This is a genomic window from Aeromonas sp. 603757, from assembly GCF_049171255.1.
GTDB classification, from domain to species: Bacteria; Pseudomonadota; Gammaproteobacteria; order Enterobacterales; family Aeromonadaceae; genus Aeromonas; species Aeromonas veronii_A.
The window spans coordinates 336,745-353,752 of record NZ_JAAKOE010000001.1; the positions used below are offsets into that span (position 1 = coordinate 336,745).

At 56.9% G+C, this 17,008-nt stretch carries 17 protein-coding genes; 6 read left to right on the forward strand and 11 right to left on the reverse strand.

Going from position 1 to position 17,008, the window contains the following annotated elements:
- The first annotated feature begins 140 nt into the window (after positions 1 to 140).
- Positions 141 to 269 (forward strand): hypothetical protein, encoded by a 129-nt coding sequence (locus G5332_RS01455; RefSeq protein ID WP_019445852.1) that lies wholly within the window; start codon positions 141 to 143, stop codon positions 267 to 269.
- A gap of 3 nt (positions 270 to 272) precedes the next feature.
- On the opposite strand, the gene mtgA is transcribed toward G5332_RS01455, so the two are convergent.
- From mtgA to minC, 5 genes are all read right to left on the reverse strand, one after another.
- Complete coding sequence (mtgA, locus tag G5332_RS01460; protein WP_410489648.1) at positions 273 to 1,064, reverse strand: monofunctional biosynthetic peptidoglycan transglycosylase; 792 nt, start codon at positions 1,062 to 1,064, stop codon at positions 273 to 275.
- The gene (locus G5332_RS01465; RefSeq protein WP_005352317.1) at positions 1,049 to 1,375 is read right to left on the reverse strand and encodes an HI1450 family dsDNA-mimic protein; all 327 of its coding nucleotides are present in this window, start codon (positions 1,373 to 1,375) and stop codon (positions 1,049 to 1,051) included. Before G5332_RS01465 ends, mtgA begins: the two co-directional genes overlap by 16 nt.
- A 197-nt stretch (positions 1,376 to 1,572) precedes the next feature.
- The gene (minE, locus tag G5332_RS01470; protein WP_005336848.1) at positions 1,573 to 1,839 is read right to left on the reverse strand and encodes a cell division topological specificity factor MinE; all 267 of its coding nucleotides are present in this window, start codon (positions 1,837 to 1,839) and stop codon (positions 1,573 to 1,575) included.
- 2 nt (positions 1,840 to 1,841) lie between these two features.
- Positions 1,842 to 2,654: a septum site-determining protein MinD gene (gene minD, locus G5332_RS01475; protein ID WP_005336847.1), complete on the reverse strand. Its 813-nt coding sequence runs from the start codon at positions 2,652 to 2,654 to the stop codon at positions 1,842 to 1,844.
- Between the two features lie 18 nt (positions 2,655 to 2,672).
- The gene (minC, locus tag G5332_RS01480; RefSeq protein WP_013723728.1) at positions 2,673 to 3,392 is read right to left on the reverse strand and encodes a septum site-determining protein MinC; all 720 of its coding nucleotides are present in this window, start codon (positions 3,390 to 3,392) and stop codon (positions 2,673 to 2,675) included.
- Positions 3,393 to 3,499: 107 nt separating this feature from the next.
- Between minC and G5332_RS01485 the strand changes: the two genes are divergently transcribed.
- Positions 3,500 to 3,778, forward strand: coding sequence for a YcgL domain-containing protein (locus tag G5332_RS01485; protein ID WP_270904862.1), 279 nt, complete (start codon positions 3,500 to 3,502; stop codon positions 3,776 to 3,778).
- 851 nt (positions 3,779 to 4,629) lie between these two features.
- Here the strand turns inward: G5332_RS01485 and G5332_RS01490 are convergent.
- The 3 genes from G5332_RS01490 to G5332_RS01500 form a co-directional block, all read right to left on the reverse strand.
- Complete coding sequence (locus G5332_RS01490; RefSeq protein ID WP_005336844.1) at positions 4,630 to 6,000, reverse strand: L-serine ammonia-lyase; 1,371 nt, start codon at positions 5,998 to 6,000, stop codon at positions 4,630 to 4,632.
- A 275-nt stretch (positions 6,001 to 6,275) separates the two neighbouring features.
- Positions 6,276 to 7,661, reverse strand: coding sequence for an L-serine ammonia-lyase (locus G5332_RS01495; RefSeq protein WP_421208999.1), 1,386 nt, complete (start codon positions 7,659 to 7,661; stop codon positions 6,276 to 6,278).
- 152 nt (positions 7,662 to 7,813) lie between these two features.
- A complete protein-coding gene (locus G5332_RS01500) occupies positions 7,814 to 8,098 on the reverse strand; it encodes a pyrimidine/purine nucleoside phosphorylase (RefSeq protein WP_005336842.1) in 285 nt (94 codons plus the stop codon).
- A gap of 270 nt (positions 8,099 to 8,368) precedes the next feature.
- Between G5332_RS01500 and G5332_RS01505 the strand changes: the two genes are divergently transcribed.
- Positions 8,369 to 9,610, forward strand: coding sequence for a dicarboxylate/amino acid:cation symporter (locus G5332_RS01505; RefSeq protein WP_005360943.1), 1,242 nt, complete (start codon positions 8,369 to 8,371; stop codon positions 9,608 to 9,610).
- A gap of 1,617 nt (positions 9,611 to 11,227) precedes the next feature.
- Here the strand turns inward: G5332_RS01505 and pfkA are convergent.
- The 3 genes from pfkA to elyC all read right to left on the reverse strand — a co-directional run bounded on the left by pfkA (position 11,228) and on the right by elyC (position 14,010).
- Positions 11,228 to 12,199: a 6-phosphofructokinase gene (gene pfkA / locus G5332_RS01510; protein ID WP_005336840.1), complete on the reverse strand. Its 972-nt coding sequence runs from the start codon at positions 12,197 to 12,199 to the stop codon at positions 11,228 to 11,230.
- A 149-nt stretch (positions 12,200 to 12,348) separates the two neighbouring features.
- A complete protein-coding gene (tpiA, locus tag G5332_RS01515; RefSeq protein ID WP_421249767.1) occupies positions 12,349 to 13,104 on the reverse strand; it encodes a triose-phosphate isomerase in 756 nt (251 codons plus the stop codon).
- Positions 13,105 to 13,239: 135 nt separating this feature from the next.
- Positions 13,240 to 14,010, reverse strand: a complete 771-nt coding sequence (gene elyC / locus G5332_RS01520; RefSeq protein ID WP_421249768.1) for an envelope biogenesis factor ElyC — start codon at positions 14,008 to 14,010, stop codon at positions 13,240 to 13,242.
- Positions 14,011 to 14,111: 101 nt separating this feature from the next.
- Between elyC and cmoM the strand changes: the two genes are divergently transcribed.
- The 3 genes from cmoM to mukE all read left to right on the forward strand — a co-directional run bounded on the left by cmoM (position 14,112) and on the right by mukE (position 17,008).
- Positions 14,112 to 14,888: a tRNA uridine 5-oxyacetic acid(34) methyltransferase CmoM gene (gene cmoM / locus G5332_RS01525; RefSeq protein WP_031227571.1), complete on the forward strand. Its 777-nt coding sequence runs from the start codon at positions 14,112 to 14,114 to the stop codon at positions 14,886 to 14,888.
- Positions 14,889 to 14,988: 100 nt separating this feature from the next.
- A complete protein-coding gene (mukF, locus tag G5332_RS01530) occupies positions 14,989 to 16,308 on the forward strand; it encodes a chromosome partition protein MukF (protein ID WP_120414339.1) in 1,320 nt (439 codons plus the stop codon).
- Positions 16,289 to 17,008, forward strand: coding sequence for a chromosome partition protein MukE (mukE, locus tag G5332_RS01535; RefSeq protein ID WP_005345759.1), 720 nt, complete (start codon positions 16,289 to 16,291; stop codon positions 17,006 to 17,008). Before mukF ends, mukE begins: the two co-directional genes overlap by 20 nt.

Below are 17,008 nucleotides of genomic sequence, written 5' to 3' on the forward strand. Positions count from 1 at the left end.
CTCCAGATACATCGAGGTTCGTTACTGTAACAATTATTGGCTGTGGCGGCCAGACCAGTGCGCCGGGCGTGGCTGGCCTGTCCAAGTTGCCGTTGGGGGAGTATGGTTAAGGCGCGGATCAGCTGGCAGGGAGTAAGGGGATGAAGCAGCGGGGACGGCGGCAACAGATCAAGCGACGGCGCGAGGCCTGGTGGTGGCACTATCTGCCGCTTCACCGCGAAACGGTGGGCGGCCATCTGGGCCCACCGGAGAAACCCGATGAGCCCTGAGGATCAGTCGGCCTGATGCACCCGATTGAGGGTGATCTGGCCCAGTTGTCCCATCTGGCGGCGGATCCAGACCGAGCGCTTCTGCACATAGGGTGAAGGGGGCTTGACCCGATAGCGCCACGGATTGGGCAGGGCAGCAGCCAGCAGGGATGACTCGTAGCGGGTCAAGCGGCTGGCCGGTTTGCCAAAGTAGGTGCGGGCAGCGGCTTCGGCGCCATAGATGCCGGGGCCGAACTCCACGATATTGAGATAGACCTCGAGAATACGGGCCTTGTCCCAACCCAGCTCCATCAGCAGGGTAAACCAGGCCTCCAGCCCCTTGCGCAGGAAGCTGCGATCACTCCACATAAAGAGGTTCTTGGCGGTCTGCTGACTGAGGGTGCTGGCGCCGCGCACCCGTTCGCTGTGCTGGTTGTGCTTGAGGGCCGCGTTGATGGCATCCATGTCAAAGCCGTTGTGATCGGCAAAGCGCTGATCCTCGGCGGCGATCACCGCCAGTTGCAGCTCCTTGGAGATGGACTCCAGATCTACCCATTGATGGCGCACCTGGGTGATCTTGGCGGGCGGAAAGAGGGCCCGCTCGATACGCCAGCTCCACATCGGCGGATCGATAAAGCGCAGCAAGGCGACCGAGCCGACCGAGCAGAGCAGCCCGGCCAGCGCGATCTTGCCTGCCCACCTCAACACCCGGCGCCCAAGGGATGCAGATGGGCGTACGGGGGCCACGGCGTCAGGGCTAGACTCCCACTGATAGTGGCTGGGATCATCGGGATCCGGAATTATTGGGGCAGCCATTCGATGTGGCAGAACTTCTCGTCAACACGGCGGGAGAGCAGCATGCGGGCAAACAGATGCTCATACTCTTGTTCTTCATTGCCAAGGCCAACCCAGATCTCGGCATAGTCGGTGTCGCTCACCGCAAAACCCACGTCCGCTTCCCAGTCATCGGCCGGGTCGGTTTCGGCCAGCAGGCCGCGGTCGTTGAACTCCTGATTGAAACGGGCGATCTCCTGCTCCGGCAGGTTGTCAGAGGCCAGCTCCATAAAGAGTTCGAGGGCGGTATCGAGCAGTTCCTCGACGCTGTGCATTTCGTCATTCATAGACATAAGCGGTCTGTTCCAGAAAAGAGAAAAAGGTGCCAGCGCAGATCACTGCCTGCGGGGCGGCGCTATTCTAGCGGTCGGCAGACCCCTTGGCGAGATGAGGCGAGCCGCTGTGACCTGTTTTTGTGCCAATAAAAAACCGGATCCAGTGACAGGATCCGGTCTTCATTGGGGGAAGGGGTCACGCATAGGGCGTCAGCTCATCCCTTCTTGTCATCGGCGAAGGTGATGTTGAGCTCCAGCACTGACAGCTCATCACTCTTCTGATCCAGTTGGACGGTTATCTTCTCCGGATCAATGTTGACGTATTTACGGATCACATCGAGGATATCCTGCTTGAGCTGGGGCAGGTAATCCGGCCCCCCTCTGGATGAACGCTCGTGAGCAACGATGATCTGCAACCGCTCTTTGGCCAGTTGTGCGGTGTTCTGTTTCTTGTTGGAACGAAAATAATCCAATAATGACATGTTTAACTCCCGAACAGTCGGCTAAAGAAGCCCTTCTTCTCTTCTTCCAGAAAACGAAATTCCTTGGCATCGCCCAGCAGGCGGGACACCGCATCTTCGTAGGCCTGACCGGCATCGGACTCCTTGTCCAGGATGACCGGTTCGCCGGAGTTGGAGGCGCGCAGCACCGCCTGGGACTCCGGGATCACCCCGAGCAGCGGGATGGCCAGGATCTCCTGCACATCCTGCACGCTCAGCATGTCGCCGCGGTTGACGCGGGTCGGGCAGTAGCGGGTCAGCAGCAGGTGCTCCTTGATGGGGTCTTCGCCACGCTCGGCGCGGCGAGACTTGGAGGCCAGGATGCCAAGGATGCGGTCGGAGTCACGCACGGAAGAGACTTCCGGGTTGGTGGTGACGATCGCTTCATCGGCAAAATAGAGCGCCATCAGTGCGCCCGCCTCGATCCCCGCCGGGGAGTCGCAGACGATGTAATCGAACTTCATCTCCGCCAGTTGATCCAGGATCTTCTCGACCCCCTCACGGGTGAGGGCATCTTTGTCCCGGGTCTGGGAGGCGGGCAGGATAAACAGATTTTCCGAGCGTTTGTCCTTGATCAGCGCCTGATTGAGGTTTGCTTCCCCATTGATGACGTTGACGAAGTCATACACCACGCGCCGCTCGCAGCCCATGATGAGATCCAGGTTTCTCAGACCGATGTCAAAGTCAATGACCACTGTCTTGTGACCACGCTGGGCTAAGCCGGTGCTCAGGGCCGCACTGGTTGTGGTCTTGCCAACGCCACCTTTACCCGATGTAACGACTATGATTCGCGCCATTCTCGCTTCCTTGTAACTCTATTTGATACGGTCTATTCGGAGTTGTTCATTGTCCAGCCGGACGTGTACCGGTTGCTGGATCAGGCCTGCCGGCAATGCATCGCTCAGCTGGAATGTGCCCGCGATGGAGAGCAGCTCGGCCTGTAATTGCTGGCAATAGATCCGGGCCTGGGTGTTTCCCCGGGCACCGGCAATGGCTCTGCCACGCAGGGTGCCATAAATATGAATGCTGTCGTCGGCGAGCACTTCGGCTCCTGGACTGACGGACCCCAGCACCACCAACGAGGTACCGGCGGCATAAATCTGCTGGCCGGAACGAACCGGTCCCACATGTACCTTGCTCGGGATCAAGGGGGCGGGTTCGGGCTCGGGAACCACCTCAGGGGCGGCTGGCGCGGGGGCAGGCTCGGGTTCCGGTTCGCTCTTGCGACTCTTGCCCGAGGCCATCACTGCCAGTCCCACCGCCTTGGCGGCCGTCTTCATCTCTTCACTGCGCGCCCCCGTGATGCCAACCAGCACAAACTCTTCGGACTCCACCAGCTCCTTGAGCTGTTCGAAATCGGGAATATGTTCCAGTCGGGAAACATTGATCACCAGCGGCGCACAATTAAAAAAGTAGGGTGCCTGGGCCACTTTTTCGGCCAACAACTGACGTATCCGCTCAGGCTCGCCATCGCTGATATGCAACACAGAAATAGTGAAGGTGGTCCCTTTCAATTCGTTATCGCGCTCAACCATGAATCTTCCCCGAGGCAGAGATGCTAATCCGTTATTGTTATTCAATTCCTGATGTTATAGTTTGCCCCCATCAGAGGCAATAAACTCGTCGGATTATATCAATTTCCATGTTGTGTGCAGTCTATAAAAGTCGCAAAAAAGCCGAGACCTACCTTTTTGTTGAAAAAAGAGAGGATTTTTCCCGCGTTCCCGAGCCACTACTGAGCGCATTCGGGCGTCCCGAGCTGGTGCTGATGACCAAGCTGGATCCGGCCAAGCCCTTGGGGCTGGCTGATGTCGGCAAGGTGATGGCCGCGCTGACCAACCAGGGGTTCTACCTGCAGGTGCCGCCGCCCCCTGAGAATTTGCTGGAGCAGCACAAGGCCAGCCTGAAAAAACCAGCCTGAATATCCAGCCCCGTTGTATGTTCTGCCCAGCGGGGCTAATTCTTTGTGACTCTGCATGACGCATTCCGGCCCCGGAGAGGTGGCCTGCGATAATCCCGTGACAGGATCTGGCCAAATTAACTCCCCCCTTTGGTGATATTCACTTTTCGCTGTTTAAATAGAAAGTCAATCTGCTCCCGACACCATATCCTCAACCTTTGCTGGCGCTCACAAAAATAGCGAGTGGCGCGTACTCATATCCTCCATTTCAACGGCTATTAGCCCATTCATCGATTATTTTCAGCCTCTTCCTTGGGCGCTTTTGGCCTCCACTGCTCGATGCGTTTTACATCAAATAGGGCGTAAAGAGGGCGGTGATAACTGTGCTAAAACCAGTTTGAACGATGCGCTGTGGCCAAAATGATGAGCTAACCCCCTGTTTGTGTACTTGATTGTTTGCCCTGATCACGAAAGTGCCACATAGGAGGCAATCAATGTGGCGGCGTGATAATCCGCAGGGTGAGCGGTAACCACGTCTTGCCAAACAAGGGTATGACCAAAGGGGGATATTGAGATGAGGGACCATCTCGATATCGATTAGGTGTGAAAGCGTGGCTGGGGCAAGATAGCAGGTAAAGGTTTCATGTCGGGGCGTAATGTCTCTCTCAATGCATTGAGAAGAGTTAATCAAGGCATGTAATTAGAGAGGTATGCAGACAAGGCAATCCGCATTGCGGTGGCGTAGCAGGGTATATCAGCGACGCCCAACAGTGAAATGGTCGGTATGCCGGTATAAGTGCTCAGCATCCCATTCGGGCAATAAAAAAGGCGGGATATCCCGCCTTTGTTCAGATGAGGGTCGCAACCCTTATTTATTCGCAGGCAACCTGCATCACCTTGATGGCCAGACCGCCACGGGAGGTTTCACGGTACTTGGAGTCCATATCCTTGCCGGTGATGTACATGGTCTCGATCACCTTGTCCAGGGAGACGCGCGGCTTGGAGGTACGACGCAGGGCCATACGGGAGGCGTTGACTGCCTTCATGGCGGCGATGGCGTTACGCTCGATGCAAGGCACCTGTACCTGACCGGCAACCGGATCACAGGTCAGACCCAGGTTGTGTTCCATACCGATTTCAGCGGCTTCGCAAACGTGCTCCGGGCTACCGCCCATCAGCTCGGTTAGACCGGCAGCGGCCATGGAGCAGGAGACACCCACTTCACCCTGACAGCCCACTTCGGCGCCGGAGATGGAGGCGTTCATTTTGTAGAGGATGCCGACGGCACCGGCAGCCAGATAGAAGCGGGTGTACTCGTCGCGGCCAACCGGCTGGATGAACTTGTCGTAGTAAGCCAGTACGGCCGGGATGATACCGGCAGCGCCGTTGGTCGGGGCAGTGACCACGCGGCCACCGGCAGCGTTCTCTTCACTCACGGCCAGAGCGAACATGTTGACCCAGTCAACGATGTTCATCGGATCGCTCGAGAGGTTCTCGTTGGTGTTGAGCTGACGGTAGAGCGGCGCGGCACGACGGGGTACGCGCAGCGGGCCGGAGAGCACGCCTTCGGTACGGCAGCCGCGCTCGATACCTTCGCGCATGGTGTTCCAGATCTTGCCGAACTTCTTGTAGATCTCTTCCGGAGTGTTGAAGCACTTCTCGTTTTCCATCATCAGGGCAGAGATGGAGAGACCGGTCTGGCTGCAATGGGCAACCAGCTCAGCGGCGCTCTTGAACGGATAGCGTACGGACATGTCGCCGCTGTCAGCCTTGCCGAAGTTCTCTTCGTCAACGATAAAGCCACCACCGATGGAGTAATAGGTCTTGCTGTAGACCACTTCATCTTCGATCAGGGCAGTCAGCTTCATGCCGTTTTCGTGCAGCGGCAGGGCTTCGTCGTGGAATACCATGGCGTCGCGCGGGAAGCTGACGGTGTGGCAGTGCAGGCCGATCGGCAGGCGCTCGGTCTGCTCAACACGGGAGATAAACTCGGGGATGGCATCGATATCGACATTTTCCGGCAGGTTGCCAGCCAGGCCCATGATGATGGCAGTGTCGGTATGGTGGCCTTTGCCAGTCCAGGAGAGGGAGCCGTAGACATCGACATTGATCCGGGTTACATCGCGGATCTTGCCGCCCGCGCGCAGCTCGTCAACAAACTGCTTGGCCGCTTTCATCGGGCCAACAGTGTGGGAAGAAGAGGGGCCTACACCGATTTTGAAGATATCAAAAACGCTGATCATGTCACTATTACCTCAGGGTAGAAGGGGGCGGCATGCCCACTCACAGAAATTTGGGAGATCCATGGAACGCGCTTGTCAGCGCAGGTCACAGAACCAGATAACCGTAGTGTAACGGCTCCAGACCTAAAAAAAGTTGAAATAGATCTATTTTTGTTGAATCTGAGGCGCGAGTATAAAATTTATTTTTGTGCTTATCCATTTTGTTAAGCGTTTGCCCATAAAAATACCCGGCGATGCCGGGCATTTCGGAACCAAATGGATTCACTTTCCGTTTTTTAACATTCGGTAATGTTAACGGCGAGGCCACCACGGGCCGTCTCCTTGTATTTGGTCTTCATGTCGTTGCCGGTCTCCCACATGGTCTTGATCACCTTGTCCAGCGACACCTTGTGCTCGCCGGTGCCGCGCAGGGCGAGACGAGCTGCATTGATCGCTTTCACTGCGCCCATGGCGTTGCGCTCGATGCAGGGCACCTGTACCAGCCCGCCAATAGGATCGCAGGTGAGCCCGAGGTTGTGCTCCATGCCGATCTCGGCGGCGTTTTCCACCATGGCCGGGCTGCCACCCAAGAGTTCGGTCAGCGCGCCGGCCGCCATGGAGCAGGCCACGCCAACCTCACCCTGACAGCCCACTTCCGCTCCCGACAGGGAGGCATTCTTCTTATATAAGATGCCGATGGCAGCCGCGGTGAGGAAGTAGCGGATCAGCGTCTCGTCATCCACCTTGTGCACGAAGCGATCGTAGTAGTGCAGCACGGCGGGGATGATGCCCGCAGCGCCATTGGTGGGGGCGGTGACCACCCGGCCACCGGCGGCGTTCTCTTCATTGACCGCCAGCGCAAAGAGATCGACCCACTCCATCACCATCAGCGGATCCTTGTTGAAGTTGGTCTCGCAGCTTAACTGGCGGAACAGCCCCGGGGCGCGGCGCCGAACCTTGAGGCCGCCCGGCAGCACCCCTTCGCTCTTGCAGCCACGATCGACGCAGCCTTGCATCGCCTGCCAGATCTTGCGCAGCCCCGCTTTTATCTGCTCATCGCTGCGAAAGACCCGCTCATTGGCCAGGATCAGCCCCGAGATGGAGAGGCCGCTCTCCTGACAGTGGGCCAGCAGTTGGGCGCCGCTGTCGAACGGATAGGGGACAGGGTGTTCGGCATCGGACTTGGCGGCCTCCTCCTTGGCGGTAGCAAAGTGGCTCTCTTCAATGATGAAGCCGCCCCCGATGGAGTAGTAGGTCTGGCTGAAGCGCAGGTTTTCCTCTTTATCAAAGGCCCGCAGAGTCATGCCGTTGGTGTGGGCCGGCAGGGTTTTGCGGCGGTTGAAGATGATGGCACCGATGCGGGGAAAATAGCTTGGCTGTTCGCCAGCCAACTGTAGGCTCTGCTCCTTTTCCACGTGTGCCAGAATGGCGGGGATGGCATCGATATCGACAGATTCCGGTTCAAAGCCCGACAGCCCCAGAATGATCGCCTTGCCGGTACCGTGTCCCTTGCCGGTCTGTCCCAGCGAGCCGTAACACTCCACTTCGACTCGCGCAGTATGAGGCAGATGGCCATGGAGCTTGAGCTGCTGCACAAAAGCATAAGAGGCGCGCATAGGACCGACTGTATGGGAAGAGGAGGGGCCGATACCGATAGAGAAAAGGTCAAACACACTGATCATGACACCACTCCGGTGATGGTTTATGTCTGTTTATTCTAGGATTTTTGCCATGGATGAAAAGCGGGGATGTGCGGTGCTGTGACATGGACACAGATAATGGGGCTGGGGGGGCCAATAAGGTTGAAGGGGGGGCTCCCCTTCAACCGGCCTGATCAGTCGAGAAATTCGCACAGATAGGCAGTAGGAGTTTTCACTTCCAGTTTGAAGGAGGAGTGACCGGCCACCAGGAAGGATTCACCCTGGCTGTAGGTGTGCCACTCATCTTCATCAGCCAGCTGGATGGTGAGGGCGCCCTTGATCACTGTCATCCGTTCTGGGGCGGCGGTGTTGAACAGGTAGTCACCGGCATTCATCACCCCGACGGTTGATTTCTCGCCTTTTTGTTCGAAACCGATGGATTTTACATTTCCGTCAAAATACTCGTTAACTTTCAGCATCTTTACATCCCTGTGTGTACGTTTGTGCAGCCAAACTAGCACAATCTTTTGCCAGTTGTCATGGGGGATGAGGTAAAAATCGCCGAGACCGCTTTGAATCTTCACTTTTTCGCAAACTTATTAATAGCCAAGGTTAATGATTTGCTGATTTAAAACAGCAATTAAATGTGAGATAACACGCGCAAACAGGGGAATGGGCAGCCGCTCATTCCCCTGTTTGGTTAATTGCACTGGGAAAAGTGTGAATTTTGCTACATAAAGGAACATATTGTGTTAACTAAAGGACTCATTAAAAACATCGGCTTCCAGGTTGTGGTCGCCATGGTACTGGGCGCAGTGGTCGGCGCGTTCATGGGTGAACAAGCCACCGTGTTTGCACCGCTCGGTACCCTGTTTATCCAGCTGATCAAGATGCTGGTGATCCCGCTGGTGGCTGTTGCCATCCTCTCCGGCGCCGCCAATCTGGGCGCCAGCCCGGCTGCGGGCAAGATCGGTGCGGCTACGCTGGCCTTCTTCCTCGTGACCTCAGCGTTGGCCGTGTTGCTGGCGCTGGTGATGGGGCAGATCTTCAAGCCGGGTGTCGGGGTCGATTTCGCTTCCGTCGCCTCCATGTTTGGCGGTGACTACGCCGATAAAGGGGCGCTGCCGGATGCAGTCGCCACCTTGCTTGGCATGATCCCCACCAACGTCTTCAACTCCCTCAACGAAGCGAACATCCTGCAGATCCTAGTGTTCTGCATGTTCCTCGGCATTGCGCTGGCCAAACAGCCGCGCGAGCGGGCCAAGCCACTGGTCGATGGGCTCAATACCCTGGTGGATGCCTTCGTCTGGATGATCAACAAGGTGATGATCATCGCGCCGCTCGGGGTGTTCGGTCTGATGGCGGAAGCCATCGGTACCTATGGCTTCGATGTGCTGACCCTGGTACTCAAGCTGTTCGTGGTCTATGTGGCTGCCATCCTCATCTTCGGCTTCGTGGTCTATCCGCTGCTGGTGATGATGTTCTCCAATACGCCGGTAATGAAGTACCTCTCTGCCATGAAGAAGCCGCAGATCGTGGCCTTCTCCACCGCCTCTTCCATGGCGACCCTGCCGGTCAATATGGAGACCTGCGAGCATGATCTGAAAGTGACCAACGCGACCGCTTCCTTCGTGCTGCCGCTGGGGGCCACCATCAACATGAGCGGCAACGCCATCTATTACGGTCTGGTCGCCATCTTCTTCGCGCAGGTTTACAACATCGATCTGAGCGTCGGTGCCTGGGCGGCCATCATTGTGACCTCCACTCTGGGGGCGATCGGTCAGGCCGGTGTGCCGGGCCCAAGCTTCCTGGTGGTTGCCGTGCTGCTGGCGGCCGGGATCCCCATCGAAGGGTTGCCGCTGCTGTTCGCGCTGGATCGTCTGTTCGACATGATCCGCACCTCCCTCAATATCACCGGTGATGCGGCCTGTGCTGTCATTGTTGACCGCTTCAGCCCGGAATATGACCCAGAGCGCTGGAACAAGGCATAACGGCTTTGAGCTGGGCTGAGATATAACAGCACTAAGCTGACACTGGGTAACGCGAGCCCCTGCCATGATGGCGGGGGCTTTTTTATATCTGCCGGACAAGTATCAGAGCAAAGGTGTGCACAAGAGATTGCTGACGGATGTAGCTGTGTTGAATGGAGAGCACGGGAGGGAAAACATCAGTTGTGGGCATGGGCCTTGTGACGGATGGCTGCCTGTGTGGCCGCCGGGGCAATGGGGTTGTCAAAGACAGGTAACAAAAAGGGGAGCCTTACTCCCCTCGGATATGATTTGCTGCTTTTTCTACTCCATCAGGCCATGTGGTTAAACCATCCTGGCCACACCTTTGTGGCGAAAGAAACAGCGTCAACGTGATGAAATCATATCTATGTTGACCATCTCGCCATTGTCACTGAAAAACGCCAGTTTGTGGCGATTAAATAGACATGGCAAAGAGGGTCGGTCCGGATTGATGCCTCTCTATCCGGCTCAGAACTGTGACAGTGAGGGCAGAGAGACAGCAACCAGGGTGAAAAACACCGTGAAAACGGCAGTAACGACAAACTCTTTCATTTTTCTCTCCCTAAGTTGTTGGTTGATGTAGTCAAGATACCATAACAAGGCGGTAAAACAAGGTGTAAATTGATAAAATAGCTGTTTTGTGTGTGTGGTTGGTTGAGATGGCTATTTTTGTCATATTGAGCTGATTTTATCACCTGATCTGGTATGCCAGGCATTCAAGATTCTGCCTTTATGATTATTTCATTTAAATTCAATTGGTTGTTGAGCTACTGGTTGGTTTTGTGATGGGCTTTGTATGGAGCTTCAATGGGGTTTTATAAGTTTTCACCCTTGTAATAGTGTACTTGAGGCTATAAAAAGTGTTCAAGACCATAGTTTGACGATTCCTGACGTAGATAGCCCATCCAAAAGAAGTCTATGGAGAGAGTCTGGTTGCCAACCCTTGTCGCACCATCACTTTATCAGTCCAGAGTCTCCGCATTTTTACAGCAAAACACTGGGGCATAGGGAGGAGAGTCGTGCATCGGGGGGATATAGAGTGGCAGCTGGCTGTTTTATCACCGCCAATTTTCCCGTCAGCCTCGGAATAGACATGGCCGCAGCAAGAGTGAGGTGGGCAATAGGCCAGAGGCGTATTCTCTGGCTGGGCTGGGCTGGGCTGGGCTGGGCTGGGCGCGAGCAGCGATCTGCGTGGGCGATGCACCTGCGTGAGTCATGTGATTGCAATACGAGAGCAGCGCCGGAGCATGGTTGGGTAAGATATCTGAATCCCTTCTACAAGATTGATATATAAAAAACGGCGTATGACGAGGAGGCTGAACAAGCTCGTTTCAGGGTCGACAGAGTGCAGATCAACGCAATCCGGTTCGCAGTAATAAAACACATCCACGACGATACCGGAACTCTGTTCGTAGGCTGAAGCCGGTTGCTGTGAGGAGAGGAAGGCTGGTGATCAGTCAGATGGCGCAAGGGTTGGTAATCAGGCAACCCGTATGGTGAGGGGCACACAGCGTGCCGATGCCCCCGTTTTTGCAAGATATTAAAAAACCCTCCGATGGAGGGTTTTTGTCATCAACAGCCGGTAAAAAGCCGCGAGGCTTAGAACAGGGTGGTGGAGAGGTTGTACAGCTCCTGATCGAACGGACGCTTCATGTTCTCGATGCAGTCGATGATGTCGTGGTGTACCAGCTCGTTGCGCTGGATACCGACGCAGCGACCACCGTGGCCAGCCAGCAGCTGCTCAACGGCATAAGCACCCATACGGCTGGACATGATGCGGTCACGGGCAGTCGGGGCACCACCACGCTGGATATGACCCAGAATGGTGGCGCGGGTTTCACGACCGGTCAGGGCTTCGATATCCTTGGCCAGCGCGTTCACGTCGGTCACATGTTCACAGATAGTGATGATGGCGTGCTTCTTGCCCTTGGCTTCGCCTTCCTTGATCTGCTTGAGCAGCTTCTCTTTGTCGAAGGCTACTTCCGGCACGATCACATACTCGGCACCACCGGCAACGGCGGCAGACATGGCCAGATCGCCACAGTGACGACCCATGATCTCGACCACGGAGATACGGTGGTGGGAGCTGCAGGTATCGCGCAGACGGTCGATGGCGTCAACCACCACGTTCAGAGCGGTATCAAAGCCGATGGTGAAGTCGGTACCGGCGATATCGTTGTCGATGGTGCCCGGCAAGCCGATGCAGGGGAAACCCTCTTCGGTCAGCTTCTTGGCCCCCATGTAGGAGCCGTCACCACCGATGACGACCAGCGCATCGATACCGTGCTTTTTCAGATTTTCGATCGCTTCGGCGCGCACTGCGGGGTCTTTGAAGGCAGGGAAACGGGCGGAGCCGAGGAAAGTACCACCACGGTTCACCACGTCGGAGACGCTGTGACGCTCCAGCTTGACGATGCGATCCTGGTGCAGGCCGAGGTAGCCATCATAAATACCGTAAACTTCCAGGCCATGATGCAAACCGGCGCGAACCACGGCGCGAATGGCTGCGTTCATACCGGGTGCGTCGCCACCACTGGTCAAAACACCAATACGTTTGATTTGTTTGGTCATGAGTGCCTCTGGATCTGAGTTGTCAAATACGAATGTTTAAATAGACAAGCCACTTTTACTATATCGGCTTTCATATGGGATGCGGGGGCCACCATAGGAAAAGCGATACACGAGAGGGGACGAGCCCCTCTCTTTGCCGTAATCAGCGATTACTTGGCAGCGCCAGCGATGATCTGGGAGAAGTCGTCCACTTTCAGGGACGCACCACCGACCAGGCCACCGTCGATGTCCGGCTGACCGAACAGGTCGGCAGCAGTGGCGCCAGTGACGGAACCGCCGTACAGGATCTGTACTTTGGCAGCAACGACGGCATCAAAACCGGCCAGGTACTGACGGATGTGAGCGTGAACGGACTGAGCGATCTCCGGAGTGGCAGTCTTGCCAGTACCGATGGCCCATACCGGCTCGTAAGCGATAACGGCGTTGTTGAAGGAGGCGATGCCGCAACGGTCGATAACGGCTTTCAGCTGGGTCTCAACCACGTTCTTGGTCACGCCGGCTTCGAATTGCTCCAGAGTTTCACCGATGCACAGAACCGGCACCAGGCCGCCTTTCTGGATCGCTTCGTACTTGGCAGCAACCACGTCGTCACTCTCTGCGTGCAGGGTACGACGCTCGCTGTGGCCGACCAGAGAGTAGGTGCAACCGAAGGCTTTCAGCATGGAGGGGGCGTTTTCACCGGTGAAGGCGCCAGACTCGTGTACGTCGGCGTTCTGGGCACCGTAGGCAATCTTGCTGCCAGCGGTCAGTTGCTCAACCAGACCCAAAAAGATAACCGGCGGGCAGACGGCGACTTGTACAGAAGGATGAGCGGCAGCAGCCGGGGTCAGTCCTTTGATCAGAGCTTCTACAGAAGCCTTGGTGCCGTTCAGTTTCCAGTTACCCATTACCAGGTGCTGTCTCATCTTGTATATCTCCTAGGCATTTGATTGCGCGACATTATATGAATTGAACCGAGCCCAAGATAGCTGACCCGGCGGCAAATGACGTAATTTTTTTTCGCTTTCCTGATCCAAATCAGGAATGAAACGCTTGATCGCTCATTCGTTAACCTGCCCCCGCAAGCGAGCCCACCATACCCCAATCCATTCGTGGATGGCAGCTTCGGAATACATCAGATAACGTCCTTTGGGTAAATAACTGTAGAGCGGCTGGGGTACCTGGCTCTGCTTGGCGGTGTAATCGGTGGGGGCCGGCACGGCCTTGAGTCCCTGACCCTGATAGAGGGCCATGGCACGTGGCAAATGAGTGGCCGAACTGACCAGCGCCACCTCTTTTCCTTTCAGATGGCGGCTGATACTGACCGCTTCATCATGAGTGTCTTTGTTGTTTTCAAACAACGTCATTCGCGCGCGGGGAATGCCAAGGCTCTCGGCCATCCGGGCATTGACCTCGGCATTGGAGAGGGTATCCCCCGATACATAGCCGGAGAAAACCAGCTCGGCGTCGGGATAGGCCTGGGCGAGGCGAACCCCTTCGAGAGTGCGGGCCAGCGAGATATTGTTCTGCCAACTGCGCATCGGTACCGCCGGATCGCTGACATGACCGTTGCCGAGCACCACGATGGCATCGATGTTGGGATGCTGGCTCACCTCGAACGGCGGGTAGGTCTGCTCCAGCCCGCGGGCCAGTTCATAGCTCACCGGCCGCATCCCCATCAGCGCCACAATGAGCAGCGAGAGAGTGGCCAGCAGTTTGCCGGTTTTCTGAAAACGGGTGAACCAGAGCAGCAGCAGGGCGAGCAGCAGCAGGGAGAGGGAGAAGGGGAGCGGCATCAACAGCTGACCAAGCCACTTTTTGAGCACAAACACGGCAGACACTTCCTTGAGTTTTCAGCAAATTCGGGATGTGACAGAATACCTCTCTTTTTTGGGATGGCCACAACCCTGTGGCGCTAATGTTGAGTTTCTCCTTGAAGCACGATCAGAGTTTTGACGGGCGCGCCGACAAGTTCGCTCGCAACATTTACGACTCCACCAAGGGGCGCATCCGCACCACCATTGTCTGGAGCGACATCGAAGCCTGCCTGGCCCGCCTTGGCAACCGACCGCTGCGCATCCTCGATGCGGGAGGCGGGTTTGGCTATTTCGCCCAGAAGCTGGCGGCCATGGGCCATCAGGTGGAGCTGTGCGATCTGTCAGCAGAAATGCTGGAACTGGCCCGCAGCCAGATCGCCGAGAAGGGGCTGGAAGACAAAATCCGTCTCATCCATTGCCCCATTCAGGATCTGAAGCAACACGTGACCGGGACCTTTGATCTGGTGCTTTGCCATGCGGTGCTGGAGTGGCTCGCCGAGCCGCGCCAGACCTTGCTGGGTCTGTTCCCTTTCGTCAATGCCGGGGGCATACTGTCGCTGCTTTTCTACAACCGTCATGGTTTGCTGTTCCAGAGCCTGGTGGTGGGCAATTTTGACTATGTGCGCCTTGGCCTTCGCAAGAAGCGCCAGACTGCGCTTACGCCCACCAATCCCCAGCTGCCGGAGCAGGTCTATGACTGGATTGGTCGCGGGGGGCTGCGCATCATCGGCAAGACCGGGGTGCGGGTGATCCACGACTATATGCGTCATAAGCAGGATCAGGTGGAGAAGTTCGACGATCTGCTGGCCATGGAGCAGCAATATTGCCGTCAGGAGCCTTTTGTCGCCCTCGGTCGCTATATCCATGTGATGGCCCAGAAGCCGGCCAGCTGATTGCTCGCGGTTCACTTCAATGTGAACCATGTTTTCGATGCTACCGGATGTAGCCGCGCGCACGATTTTGCGCCCAATACAACAACGAGATGACAACATCATGATGAGTACATCCCGTACCCTGCCCGAAATGGTGGGATGGGTCAGGCAGGAGGGGTTGGCGTTGAGCCTGCCAACCGACCGGCTGGCCTTTCTGATTGCAATCAAGACCCTGTCCGAAGATGAGTCGGATTTGTCGGAAGCGGCGCTGCACGATGCATTTGGCTATGTCAGCAGCGCCTTCGGCCAGATGGACGAGACCCTCACCGGTCGCGCCAACAACGCCATCAACGATCTCATTCGCCAGCAGCTGCTGTCGCGCTTCAACACCGACATGGTGGCGGGGGAGAGCCTCTACCGCCTGTCGCGCCTGGGCGTGAGCATCGTCGACTTCTTTATGGATCAGCGTCAGGTTGACTCCATCAAGCTCTCCATTCTGCTCGAGCACCTGGCTGCCGAGCTCGACACCGCCCGCAAGGCGGCGCTCGAGACCAACACCCGCGAGCAGTGGGATGCGGAGGTGCTGCCGCGCCTCACCTTCTCGCTGGAAGAGACGCTGGGGCGGATTGATCTCACCCAGCGCGCCATGGATGAGCAGCAGAATCAGGTCAAAAGCGAGATTGCGGCCCTGCTGACCCAGAACTGGGTCGATGCCATTCACAGCTGCGAAAAGCTGCTGCACGAGACCGGTCAGACCCTGCGCGAGCTGCAGGATACCCTGGACGCTGCCGGCCACCGCCTGCAGGCGGGGCTGCTCAACATTCAGGAAGCGGCGCAGGGGCGCGACGATCTGTTCCACGTCGAGGAGCTGACTCACGCCTTGCAAGGTCGTCTTGATGTCATCACCAGCTGGGGTCAGCAGTGCATCGAGCTCTGGTCCCGCTACGACAGACACGTCCACAAATTTATCCGCAACGCCATCGATATGGACAAGAACCGCGCTTTCAGCCAGCGGCTGCGCGAGTCCATCCGCAATTTCGAGCAACACAACTGGCAGCTGCGGGTGGCCGAAGAGCCCCGTCTGCTGGAGCTGCGCGACGAAACCATCGCCATTCACGACGAGGAGGTGACCGGTGAGGTGCCCCTCGAGATGGAGTATGTCGAGATGGTGGATATCAACCAGGAGCTGGCCGAGCGCATCGAGCGCTATCTGGCCCGCTACCCCGAGCAGGGGCAGCAGCTGGATCTGGCCGACGTGCTGCGCGAATACCTGCTGGATTACCCGGCTCATGCCCACTTCGATGTGGCGCGTCTTCTGATCGACCAGGCCGTGCGCCTGGGCCATGCCAGCGGCGAGCGCGAACTGCATCGCCAACCCGCATGGAAACCCATTAACCAAGCTGGATCCAAGGTTCAGGCCTATGTCATTGATCAATACTGAGTTTCCCTTGCCGCTGCGCCTTGCAGAGGCGATTGCCAACCCCTTGTTTCCGCGCATCGACACCGCCTTGCGCTCCGGTCGCCACATCAGTGCCGACGAGTTCGAGCAGCACTCGGCGCTGGTCGAATATCACAGCGAGCTGGAGATCTTCTACGGCCGCTATCAGGTGGAGCTGATCAAGGCGCCGGAAGGCTTCTTCTATCTGCGTCCGCGCCCGAGCTCCGACATCGGCACCACTGTGCTCTCCGAGCTCGATATGCTGGTGGGCAAGGTGCTCTGCTACCTCTACCTGAGCCCGGATCGTCTCGCCTCGGAAGGGGTATTCGCCATGGCCGAGCTGCAGGAGGAGGTGCTGAGCCTTGCCGACGAGAAGCAGCTGCTGCGGATGGTCAACAGCCGCTCCGGCGGTACCGATCTCGACAAGAAGAAGTTGCTCGAAAAGATCCGTACCTCCATGCGCCGTCTGCGCCGCCTTGGCATGATCACCGCCCTTGGCAACGGGGATAAATTCCGGGTTAACGAATCGGTGTTCCGTTTCGCCGCCGATGTGCGTTCCGATGAAGATCCGCGCGCCGTTCAGCTGCGGATGATCCAGGAGGGTGAAGCTATCTTCCACGACGACGAAATGCCGAGCAGCGACTCGCTCTTTGATGACATCGAGGCGGATCTCGATGAAGAACAACTGGATCTGGAGGTATAA

Coding starts and splice junctions, on each gene's coding strand:
- mtgA (WP_410489648.1), bottom strand. CDS start 1,064: ATGGCTGCCCCAATAATTCCGGATCCCGATGATCCCAGCCACTATCAG.
- G5332_RS01495 (WP_421208999.1), bottom strand. CDS start 7,661: ATGATCAGTGTGTTTGACCTTTTCTCTATCGGTATCGGCCCCTCCTCT.
- mukF (WP_120414339.1), top strand. CDS start 14,989: ATGATGAGTACATCCCGTACCCTGCCCGAAATGGTGGGATGGGTCAGG.
- tpiA (WP_421249767.1), bottom strand. CDS start 13,104: ATGAGACAGCACCTGGTAATGGGTAACTGGAAACTGAACGGCACCAAG.
- G5332_RS01490 (WP_005336844.1), bottom strand. CDS start 6,000: ATGATCAGCGTTTTTGATATCTTCAAAATCGGTGTAGGCCCCTCTTCT.
- minC (WP_013723728.1), bottom strand. CDS start 3,392: ATGGTTGAGCGCGATAACGAATTGAAAGGGACCACCTTCACTATTTCT.
- G5332_RS01500 (WP_005336842.1), bottom strand. CDS start 8,098: ATGCTGAAAGTTAACGAGTATTTTGACGGAAATGTAAAATCCATCGGT.
- G5332_RS01485 (WP_270904862.1), top strand. CDS start 3,500: ATGTTGTGTGCAGTCTATAAAAGTCGCAAAAAAGCCGAGACCTACCTT.
- G5332_RS01465 (WP_005352317.1), bottom strand. CDS start 1,375: ATGTCTATGAATGACGAAATGCACAGCGTCGAGGAACTGCTCGATACC.
- minD (WP_005336847.1), bottom strand. CDS start 2,654: ATGGCGCGAATCATAGTCGTTACATCGGGTAAAGGTGGCGTTGGCAAG.
- mukE (WP_005345759.1), top strand. CDS start 16,289: ATGTCATTGATCAATACTGAGTTTCCCTTGCCGCTGCGCCTTGCAGAG.
- minE (WP_005336848.1), bottom strand. CDS start 1,839: ATGTCATTATTGGATTATTTTCGTTCCAACAAGAAACAGAACACCGCA.
- G5332_RS01455 (WP_019445852.1), top strand. CDS start 141: ATGAAGCAGCGGGGACGGCGGCAACAGATCAAGCGACGGCGCGAGGCC.
- pfkA (WP_005336840.1), bottom strand. CDS start 12,199: ATGACCAAACAAATCAAACGTATTGGTGTTTTGACCAGTGGTGGCGAC.